The sequence below is a fragment of the Parvularcula maris genome, assembly GCF_024505085.1.
Classification (GTDB): Bacteria; Pseudomonadota; Alphaproteobacteria; order Caulobacterales; family Parvularculaceae; genus Parvularcula; species Parvularcula maris.
In genome coordinates, this window is sequence record NZ_JANIBC010000013.1 from 53018 (window position 1) to 63120 (window position 10103).

The window sequence follows — 10103 nt, forward strand, 5'->3', positions numbered from 1 at the left end:
CGGCGGGTCTCTAGTTCCTGGCTATGGGACAGGAGAAGGTCTGGAGCAGACCAGAAATGAAGGCGTTTGTATCGTCCGCAGACAGGCAGAGAGGTAAGCGCTAGCTGCTTCTCCCCCTCAGCCTACCGGCAGCTCCCCCTCAGGGAGGGGGAGCGAACATCTAGGCAGACCTCACTCATACTTTCCTCCCCTACGAAGTGGGGGAGGTGCCCGAAGGGCGGAGGGGGCCACCCACGTTTGTTTGCGATACAAACGCCGGATAAGAGTTTGTGGGCATCAACCTAGCCGCGGTTCAGCTTGCTCCGGTCGCCGCCCGCCCAGGCCAGCACCTTCGGGTTCATCACCCTGAACCAGAGCGGCGGCACCAGGCTCAGCGAGATGCAGCCGGGATAGCCGGACGGCAGGCGAGGCAGCTCTTCGAAATTGCGCAGGCACTGATAGGGCCGCATCGGGTTGGCGTGGTGGTCCGAGTGGCGCTGCAGGTTGATCGACAGGATGTTCGAGACGGCGTGGTTGGTGTTCCAGCTATGGTGCGGCTGGCAGGGCTCGTAGCGGCCGTTCTCCTTCTTCTGCCGGAGAAGGCCGTAATGCTCGATATAGTTGACCATGGTCAGCGCGAAGAAGGCCAGGAAGTGGTGCACCAGGATGAAGGGCAGCGCTTTCCAGCCGAGCCACGCCACCATCACACCAGCGATAAGGACAGTCAGGGCGTAGGACTGGAGGATTTCGTTCTTCGGCCCGAACACGGCCTCGCCGCGGTTCTTCAGGCGGCGGCTCTCCTGCTTCCACCCGCCGATGAAGGCGCCCGGCAGGTCTCTGAGAGCGAAAGCATAGACCGTCTCGCCGAAGCGTGCGGAGGAGCAGTCCTCCGGCGTCGCCACCTTCACATGATGGCCGCGATTGTGCTCGATGCAGAAATGGCCGTAGCCCACCATGCCGAGACTGATCTTGGCCATCAGGCGGTCGAACGCGCCGGTGCGGTGGCCGAGCTCGTGCGCGTAGACGATGGCCTGCCCCGACGTGACCCCCAATGCGTAGAGGAAGGGCACAGCGGCCCAGAACGGCAGGCCGTCCACCAGCAGCATGATGCCCAGGACGAAGTTCAGGAAGTAGAGCGGCACGGCGGCCAGGATCAGCCAGGTATAGTAGCGGTCCTTGGCCAGGGCGTCGTAGTCCGTCTCGGGGGGGCTTGTGACATCTTCGCCGATCACCGCATCGGCCAGCGGGATCAGCATGAAGAAGAAGGCGAAGGGGATCAGCGCTGTCCAGTCTGCACCGCCCAGACCGTAGTAAAGACCCACCGAAACCGACGGCACCACGGCGTAGGGCAGGCCGAGGAGAAAGAGATGACGCCTCGGCGCCCTGATCGGAACCGCCGCTTCACTTGCCATTACTGTATCGCTCACGGCCGCGCCTCCGCTCTCTGCCTGCCGGAAAGTAGCGCAAGGAGAAGCCGGCCGCTACGCCGCAACCTATTCGGCCAGCCGAACATGATGTTTGGGGAAGGCCCTAGGCCTCAGGCAGGCAGCTTGCAGGCCGCCGCCGCCTCTTCGACGTCCTTCGTGCCGATCTCGCGCGCCGCCTCCAGCGGGCGGTCGGTGGCGATGATGTCGAGGCCGCTCTCTTCGAGGTCCGCATAGACGCGGGCCGCCCCCATGGACGCCCGGTCGTCGAAGCGGCCGAGAGCGCCGCCTGATGTCGGCAGGTCCTTCTCGCCGAGCTGTTCCCAGAAGGCGGAGTTCTCCTTCTGCAGGACCCCGACCCAGATCACGAGCTGCTCCTCCGCCACCCCCCGGTCGGTCAGGCCCCTCACCTCGGCCATGCTGGACGCGCCCGCGATGACCGTGAGGTTGCGGCCCTGGTTCGCCGCGATGACCGCGCCGTTGTCCGTGTAGGTGATGATGGCGGCGTATTCTTCCGCGCCAGCCGACTTCACCGCCCTCGCCACCTTGGAGAGGCCGACGCCTCGCTTGACGTCGAGCTGCAGTACGGTGCGGCCGCGCATCGCTTCCAGCGCCTCCTGCAGGGTGGGAACCTGGAACGCCGTCTCCGTGCCCTCGATATCGACGAGCCGCAGCGCCTTCACCTCGGCGAGGGTCATCTCCGAGAGAGCACCGGACCCGGTGGTGGTGCGGTCCACGGTCTCGTCGTGGAGCAGGACCAGAACGCCGTCCTTCGTCTCGCGCACATCGGTCTCGATGAGGGCCGGTATCTGGGACAGGGTGTGCTCGAAGGTTTCCACTGCGTTCTCGGGGTAGCCAGGCGCAGGGCCGCCCCGGTGGGCGCTGACCACGGCGGCCTTGCCCTCCAGGCAGGAGAGGTAGCCCGCCGCCGTCCGGTAGCCGCTGGTATCGAGGGTCACCGCCCGCAGCTCCTCCCCCTGCTCACAGGCCCCCGCCGCCAGAAAACCGAGTACCGCCGCGACTGCACGTCTCATGAAAAGAACCCCCTGATCTCGTCCCGGCGGCGCTATACCAAGAATCACCGCTGAGCGAAATTGATCGTGCAGTCGGGCAGTGGGCCAGTTTTGAACGAAGGTGGCAGGTGTTCCCATTGGGATGCGACCGCGCTCATCTCTCCCTCTGGGAGATCGACATCTCCGATGTCGAGTGAGGGCGAGTGGCAGCACGAACTTCGATCACGAACGGCCCTCACCCGAAGGGACAGCTAGGTGCAGTGCCGGTTCTCTATTGAATGTTCGAACTGACCCATAAGCTGCGGCCCCTCCCTTCTCCGGCTCGCTTGTGTGGGCGTCTAAAATGTAGTCGAACCCATTTGACCAAGGGGGATTTGCCGATGCGACGAGCTGCTTTGCGCGTGGGGGCCATCGTGTTGCTCGCCGCGCTCGTCCTACCGCTGACGGTTTACGGCGGCATGAGGGGGTCGCGCTGGACCGAATGGCGATCCGTCGGCGCCGAAGGCATCGTCCTGGTCGAGAAGGTCAGCGCGCGGGGGACCGAGCACGCGCTCTTCGTTCGGGGACGGGACGCGGAGGCGCCCCTTCTCCTGTTCCTGCCTGGCGGGCCTGGCGAAAGCGCCGTGCCCTACAGCGCCGAGTTCACGGGCCGCCTCCAAGACCACTTCGTCGTCGCCCATGCCGAGTTCGGGGTCGGGCGAGGCGAGCCCTATGAGAATACCCCGACCCTCGAAGAATACACGGCAGACGTGGAGGCCGTGCTGGACCGCTTTCGCAGCAGGTTCGCCGGGCGCCGCGTGCTGCTGATCGGCAACTCGCTCGGCTCGATCCACGCTCTGAGGATCGCGCAGCGCTCGCCGGGCAAGGTTTCGGGAATCGTCACCATCGGTCAGACGGTGGACTGGCCCGAAGGATCGGCCCTCTCCACTGCCGAGCTGCAGCGCCGCGCCCTAGCCGCAGGCGATGCGGTGACGGCGGAGGCCGCCGCCTCCCTTCCCCAGACGCTGACCCTGTCGGACGATCCGCTGATGATCGACTTCGCTGCGGTGGCGAAGCAGAGAGAGCTTCTTCGGCGCTTCGGCATGGAGCGGGTGGCCGAGCGGCACGTTCCGCAGGTGCGGTGGCTGACGACACTGACCACCCCGACGCACTCTCCCCGAGAGGCCTGCAATCTGATGTGGGCGGAGGGAACGATCTGCGCGCTCATCGCCCCGCACCCCAACTGGTGGGCGCAGTGGAACGAGGTCATCTCCGGCGTCCTGGCCTTCGATGCTCGCAAGGACGTGCCAGCCCTTGATGTTCCCTACCTCGCCATCTCCGGTACGGAGGACTGGATCTGCCCGGCCGAGCTCGTGATCCGTTACGAGGAAGCCCTGTCCGCGCCTTGGAAGGACATCCTTCTGATCGAAGGAGCGGGCCACTACACACATCTCGATGCCCCCGACCGGTTTCAAGCTGCCGTCCTGGCCTTCGCACGGAAGAACGGTTTGCTGGAGGCAGAGACGGTGGGCTCCGGTCTGTAGTCCGACGCCTTATCCGGCAGCTACTAGTAGTGATGAAGGCAGGCTTCGCCCTATCGCTGGAAGCTTGTCGCTCTCGGAGGGAGAGGTAGGCGCGGCGCCAGTCCTCCCCGAAGCTGTACGTACCGACCCACCGCCTCCCCTGACTACCCCTTGCGGAGCCTGGACAGGCGCCCTACCTTCACCCTTCGCTGCCCGGCCCGTTAGGACATCATTCCCCGGGGCCTTACAGACATTCTCGGGAGCTGCCTCTGGCTTGGGTCGTGGCCCTTACTACGCGGCGCCCACCTGAACCTTCGGGTCCAGGGCGAATATACTGTCCGACGGCCGGTGCGGCACATTCTCCCGCTGTAGCTGCGGTCTTCTGTAGAGCCCGAGCCGCTTTGCGGTAGGACGGGCCTTCGTCCGCCACCGAAGAACGCAGCCATGCTCCCTCCCCTACCGCTGATCCACTGGAAGAAGGCCTTCCGCGAGAGGGCTAAGGCTTTGCGCTCGGACGCTGCCAAGAGGCAGCCATCGGCGGCGAAGTTCGCGGCCAGCTACTTCATGGGAGCGCTCGAGCCGAAGGAAGGTCAGGCCGTCGCCCTCTACCACCCCGTCGGAGACGAGCTCGATACGGCACATCTGGCCGCAGCCCTCGCCGAGGCTGGCGCTGCTGTGCTGCTTCCGGTGGTGGAGACGAAGAACGCGCCGCTGATCTTCCGGCTGTTCGAGATCGACAAGCCCCTGGTGAAGGGGCGGTACGGCATAATGGAGCCGTCAGGCGAGGCGGAGAGAAGGCGTCCCGATATCGTGGTGACGCCGCTTCTTGCGGTGCGACCCGATGGTGCCCGGTTGGGCATGGGCGGCGGCTATTACGACCGGACCCTGGCCGCCCTGCGCGAGGAGGGCGAGGTCACAGCGATCGGCTACGGCTATGCGGCCCAGATGGCGGATCGCTTCCCGGTCGGCCCGGAGGATCAGTTCCTCGACGGTTTCGTCAGCGAGCAGGGCTACAAAGCCTTTGCCCGCCGCCGCTAGAAGGGCTTCAGTGCCTACGCAGCGGCGGTGACGGCGGGGCGGTGCTTGCGCAGCCATTCGCGAGCCGAGCGCTGGGCGGCAGCGATCTGGCGCGGCTCCATCTCCTCGGTGAGCTGGCGGCGGTGGAACATGGCTTCCTCGTTGCCCTGGAGGGCGGCGAGGTTGAACCATTTATGGGCAGCGACGAGGTCGATCTCGCCGCCGGACGCGCCGGTCGAAGCTTCGATGCCCAAACGGTACATCTCCGCAGCGCTCGGAATGGGCTCGGCGCGTAGGAACTCATCAAGGCGTGTTTCGATCGACATGGTAGCCTCCCCGGCTGATCTGCTGTGTTAACCTTGGGAGACAGTGAAAGTCTGAAGTGAAGATCCGGTGAAGCGCCTGTTTACTGGATATTGAGCGGATGGAAACTGCCGCTTAACCAAGACGAAGACTTGTTAACCGTCATCTTTTGCTAAGGCGTTTTCCACAAAAAAGGGTCCCGGCGGGACCCTTTTTCGTTCGGTATGCTCTCGTCGAGCTTACGCAGCGCGCTTGCGGCGGAAGGCTGCGATCCCGGCGAGGCCGGCGATCATCAGCGGTGCACCGGCGGGCAGCGGCACTTCGGCCAGCGAGTCGGTGGTGATGCCGAGCAGGTCGATGGTGAAGTCGAGGCCCGTGTCGTCGCCGCTGGAGACGGAGAAGACGAGCTGGGTAATCCTGGTCAGGTCGACGTCGATGCCGTCGTCATCGTCCTGGACGAGGCTCGAGAAGAAGAACTCGGTCAGGCCGAGATCACCGGCGCCGGCGGTCTGCGAGACCGTGGCCGATTCGCCGTCCTCGTCCGTCACGGTGAACGAGAAGGTGCCGGTACCGTCACCAGCGACGAGGTCGATCTGGAAACGCTCGTTAATGCCGTCGAGCAGCAGGTTCACCGGATCGGAGCTGCTGTAGACGACGTCCGCATCGAAGCTCACACCGGAGTCGGAGCTGAACGAAGCGAAACTGTCGCTGATGCCGACGGTGGCGCCTGCGTTCGAGACGAAGCCGCCATTGGCGGTGACCGTCACCTGGCGCGTTTCGAAATCGCGAGGATTGGCCATCGTGTCGATGTTGGTCTCGGGTCCAGTGGTCGAACCGGGGCTGGAAGCGAGGTCGCTGGTGCCGCCGGGCGTCAGGAAGTCATCGATGATCAGCGTTGCTGCGGAAGCATTGGCGCCACCCATCAGCGCGATCGCAGCGACAGCGGATGTCAAAAGCTTGGTCTTCATAGTTCCCCTCAGATACTCATGTTGAGACGAGCAAACGAAGACCATGTCAAAACATGGTATCCACCGCCGTCACGTTCCCCTCTGACCAAGCGCGAGCAACTTGGACTGAGAAATAGTTAAGTCATCACGCGCCTGTGAACTCTACGGGCTGACGTATTAACTTGCTCGATACTTCTTGGCTCACGTCTTGCAGGTTCCAACAGGCATCTCAACGGATCGCTCCTGGTAAATCTCCGGTAAAGGTCTGAATCGCGCACACATCTGCGTGAGTATGGTGCGCTGCACAGCCGCGGGATGTGGGGGGAACTTCGGAGTCGCGGATAGCGCGAGAAACCTGGCTCGGACGGCTTCACACCCACCTCGATTGGGGTAAAGGGTGAACATGCCTCGCAACCAACAAAGCTTCGTCTGCCAGTCCTGCGGCAGCGTCTACGGCCGCTGGCAGGGTCGCTGCGACGATTGCGGCTCCTGGAACACCATCGAGCCCGAACAGGACGCCCTCGCCGCCCCCTCCAGCGGCAAGAAGACCAAGGCGCGCGGCCTGCCCATCGAGGGTCTGACAGGCCATGCCGCGCCCCCTCCCCGCTTCGGCACCGGCGCATCGGAGTTCGACCGGGCGCTGGGCGGCGGTCTGGTTCCCGGCTCGGCGCTTCTGGTCGGCGGCGATCCCGGCGTGGGCAAGTCCACGCTTCTTCTTCAGACCGCAGCGGCCGCCGCGAAGGACGGCAAGCGCACGCTCTATATCTCCGGCGAAGAGGCTCTCGATCAGATCAGGCTGCGCGCCTCGCGACTGGGTCTCGAGGACGCCCCGCTTCAGCTCGCGGTGGGCACGGCGCTCAAGGACATCCTGCAGACGGTGAAGGCCAACAAGCCGGACTTCCTGATCATCGATTCGATCCAGACCCTCTGGTCCGACGACATCCCCTCCGCCCCCGGCACGGTGGGTCAGGTAAGAGCCTGCGCGTCGGAGTTGACCCGCTATGCCAAGAACGCCGGCTGCACCGTGGTGCTGGTGGGCCACGTCACCAAGGAGGGGCAGATCGCGGGCCCCCGCGTGGTCGAGCACCTGGTCGATGTGGTGCTCTACTTCGAGGCGGAGAACGGGCGCAGCTTCCGCCTCATCCGCGCGGTGAAGAACCGCTACGGCCCGGCCAACGAGATCGGCGTCTTCGAGATGCAGGGCAGCGGCCTCAAGGAGGTGCTGAACCCCTCGGCGCTCTTCCTCGGCGAAGGCGACGAGGACACGCCGGGCACGGCGGTCTTCGCCGGGACCGAGGGCTCTAGGCCGCTCCTCTGCGAGTTTCAGGCCCTGGTCATCCCCAGCCAGCTCGCTCAGCCCAGACGCACCGTTGTGGGCTGGGACAGCGGACGTCTCGCCCAGCTCCTGGCCGTGCTCTCCGCCCGGAGCGGGGTCGAGTTCGGCCGCGACGACGTCTTCCTGTCCGTGGCGGGGGGCCTCCGAATCACCGATCCGGCGGCGGACCTCGCTGCCGCTCTAGCGCTCATCAGCGCCAAGGAGGGTACGCCCGTCCCCGCCAGGACGACGGCCTTCGGTGAGATCGGCCTCTCAGGCAAGATCAGACCGGCGGCCCAGGGCGCCATGCGCCTCACCGAATCGGCCAAGCTCGGTTTCGTGCGGACCGCCGGGCCAGCGGGGCTCGAGAGCGACACGATCCCCTACGTCCCCCTCTCCTCCCTGCAAGAAGCAGCCACCTGGCTGACCGGTAGTTGAAACTTCACCCGAGCAGGGCAACAGAGGCGGCGTGACCGTCTTCGACCTCCTCGTTCTGGCCATCCTCGCCGTCTCCAGCCTGATCGGCTGGTACCGAGGGGGCCTACGCGAGGCGGTGACGCTGCTGGCGATCCTGGGCGGCTTTCTGTTCCTCAACCTCTTCGGTGCGGGGGCTGCGTCCTATGTGAGCGGCATTCCGGCCAAGATCGCCGTCTTCGCCGCCGTCTTCTTCGTCGGTGACCTTCTGGTCAGCCTGCTCGGCGCCTATCTCATCCGCCGTTTCGTCGGGAAGAAGGTGTTCCGCAACGACCGGGTGGCGGGGCTTCTCTTCGGTCTGGTGAGGGGCTGGGTGCTGGCCGCCGCCTTGGTCTTCACCGTCATCACCTATCACGACGGAGCGGCGCTGCCGGGCTGGATCACCGGCAGCTTCTTCGCCCCGGCGCTGGAGGCGACGGCGGACGCCCTCCTCCGCAAAGCTGAGTTTTCCGTCACGGAATTGTCAAAGGCTTCGCTTTCGCCCATCTCCCCCTGACGGGCGTCACCGGGACATCATATCATGCGTCAGGTATCGAGCTTTCTGCGGCGGGAACAACGGGCTCTGGCAGAGCGCCCGCCCCTGCCCCGCGCCCTCAACGAGGAGTGCGGCGTCTTCGGCATCATCGGTCATGACGGCCCGGCGGCGCCGATCGTCGCCCTCGGCCTCCACGCCCTCCAGCACCGAGGCCAGGAGGCGGCGGGCATCATCACCCATAGCGAGGACGGCTTCCATGCCGACCGCCAGCTCGGCTTGGTCGCCGACCACTTTCACGCCGAGGAGGTGCTGGCCAAGCTGCCGGGGCGGGCGGGCATCGGCCACACCCGCTACTCGACCGCAGGCGACGGCAACCTGCGCAACGTCCAGCCCCTCTTCGCCGAAGTGGACCGGGGCGGCATCGCGGTCGCCCACAACGGCAACCTGACCAACAACACGCTCCTGCGGCGCGAGCTGATCTCCAAGGGCTCGATCTTCCATACGAGCTCGGACAGCGAGCTTTTCGTCCAGCTCACCGCCCTCTCCCGAGGCATCACCCTGGCCGACAAGGTGATCGACGCGGCGCGGACCGTGGAGGGCGCCTTCGCCCTCACCGTTCTGACCGCCAACCATCTGATCGGCGTGCGCGACCCCGTGGGCATCAGGCCCCTCGTTCTGGGCCGCCTCGGGGATGCCTATGTGCTCTCCTCCGAGAGCTGCGCCTTCGACCTCATCGGCGCCGAGTTCGTGCGCGACGTGGAGCCCGGCGAGGTGGTCATCTGCGGCGCCGACGGCTCGCTCACCTCGCGCCGCCTGACCGCGGAGGGCCAGCGCCCCCGCCCCTGCATCTTCGAGCTCATCTACTTCGCCCGGCCCAACAGCTTCGTCGACGGTGAGAGCGTCTACGATCTGAGAAAACGTCTCGGCCGCACCCTCGCGGAAGAGGCGCCGGTGGAGGCGGACTGCATCTCGCCGATCCCCGATTCGGGCGTGCCCGCCGCCATCGGCTTCGCTCAGGCTTCGGGCGTGCCCTATGAGATGGCGCTGATCCGCTCGCACTATTCGGGCCGGACCTTCATCCAGCCGGACCAGAAGGTGCGCGAGAAGGGCGTGGCGCGGAAGCACTCGGCCAATCCAGGCGTGGTCAAGGGCAAGCGGGTCGTCCTGGTGGATGACAGCCTGGTGCGCGGCACCACCTCGACGAAGATCATCCAGATGATGCGCGAGGCCGGTGCGAAGGAGGTCCATCTTAGGATCGCCTGCCCGCCGATCATCTATCCCGACTTCTACGGCATCGACACGCCGTCGCAGAAGGAGCTGATGGCCGCCTCTCACAGCGTCGAGGAGATGCGCCGCGAGATCGGCGCCGACAGCCTCGCCTTCCTGTCCCTGGACGGCCTCTACAGGGCGCTCGGCAAAGGCCCCCGCGACGGCGACGCCCCTGCCTTCACGGACCACTGCTTCACCGGCGACTACCCCACGGCGCTTCGCGACCAGGAAGCTCCGAGCAGCGAGCGCCACGCCCAGCTCTCGCTCCTTCGCGAGGCGTAAGGCCCGTAGGGTGGACGCCGGAGGCGGCCACCTCTTCTGGGCGGTACGGCACCTTACCCCGTCATCCCGGACAGCGAAGCTGATCCGGGACCCATGGCCTACG

At 65.7% G+C, this 10103-nt stretch carries 9 protein-coding genes and 1 other RNA gene; 6 read left to right on the forward strand and 4 right to left on the reverse strand.

Features of this window, described 5'->3' with window-relative positions; genetic code table 11:
* Nucleotides 1–281: 281 nt before the first annotated feature.
* The gene (locus tag NOG11_RS12365) at nucleotides 282–1406 is read right to left on the reverse strand and encodes an alkane 1-monooxygenase (RefSeq protein ID WP_256620070.1); all 1125 of its coding nucleotides are present in this window, start codon (nucleotides 1404–1406) and stop codon (nucleotides 282–284) included.
* Between the two features lie 110 nt (nucleotides 1407–1516).
* On the reverse strand, nucleotides 1517–2437 hold the full coding sequence (locus tag NOG11_RS12370; protein ID WP_256620071.1) for a glycerophosphodiester phosphodiesterase family protein: 921 nt from the start codon (nucleotides 2435–2437) through the stop codon (nucleotides 1517–1519).
* A gap of 392 nt (nucleotides 2438–2829) precedes the next feature.
* Between NOG11_RS12370 and NOG11_RS12375 the strand changes: the two genes are divergently transcribed.
* From NOG11_RS12375 to NOG11_RS12385, 3 genes are all read left to right on the forward strand, one after another.
* Entirely contained in the window at nucleotides 2830–3939 is a 1110-nt protein-coding gene (locus tag NOG11_RS12375) for an alpha/beta fold hydrolase (protein ID WP_256620072.1), read from the forward strand.
* Nucleotides 3940–4121: 182 nt separating this feature from the next.
* Nucleotides 4122–4279: non-coding RNA, 6S RNA (gene ssrS, locus NOG11_RS12380), on the forward strand.
* Between the two features lie 83 nt (nucleotides 4280–4362).
* Nucleotides 4363–4956 carry a 5-formyltetrahydrofolate cyclo-ligase gene (locus NOG11_RS12385; RefSeq protein ID WP_256620073.1) on the forward strand — a complete coding sequence of 198 codons (594 nt, stop codon included), beginning with the start codon at nucleotides 4363–4365 and terminating at the stop codon, nucleotides 4954–4956.
* Between the two features lie 14 nt (nucleotides 4957–4970).
* Here the strand turns inward: NOG11_RS12385 and NOG11_RS12390 are convergent, their stop codons facing one another.
* Together NOG11_RS12390 and NOG11_RS12395 are read right to left on the reverse strand one after the other, a co-directional pair.
* Complete coding sequence (locus NOG11_RS12390) at nucleotides 4971–5261, reverse strand: SEL1-like repeat protein (protein WP_256620074.1); 291 nt, start codon at nucleotides 5259–5261, stop codon at nucleotides 4971–4973.
* 216 nt (nucleotides 5262–5477) lie between these two features.
* Entirely contained in the window at nucleotides 5478–6206 is a 729-nt protein-coding gene (locus NOG11_RS12395; RefSeq protein ID WP_256620075.1) for a VPLPA-CTERM sorting domain-containing protein, read from the reverse strand.
* A 382-nt stretch (nucleotides 6207–6588) separates the two neighbouring features.
* On the opposite strand from NOG11_RS12395, the gene radA reads away from it, so the two are divergent.
* From radA to purF, 3 genes are read left to right on the forward strand one after another with little or no spacing between them, the layout of a single operon-like run.
* Nucleotides 6589–7938: a DNA repair protein RadA gene (gene radA, locus NOG11_RS12400; RefSeq protein WP_256620076.1), complete on the forward strand. Its 1350-nt coding sequence runs from the start codon at nucleotides 6589–6591 to the stop codon at nucleotides 7936–7938.
* A 31-nt stretch (nucleotides 7939–7969) separates the two neighbouring features.
* On the forward strand, nucleotides 7970–8470 hold the full coding sequence (locus NOG11_RS12405) for a CvpA family protein (RefSeq protein ID WP_256620077.1): 501 nt from the start codon (nucleotides 7970–7972) through the stop codon (nucleotides 8468–8470).
* 24 nt (nucleotides 8471–8494) lie between these two features.
* Entirely contained in the window at nucleotides 8495–10000 is a 1506-nt protein-coding gene (gene purF, locus NOG11_RS12410) for an amidophosphoribosyltransferase (RefSeq protein WP_256620078.1), read from the forward strand.
* Nucleotides 10001–10103 lie beyond the last annotated feature (103 nt).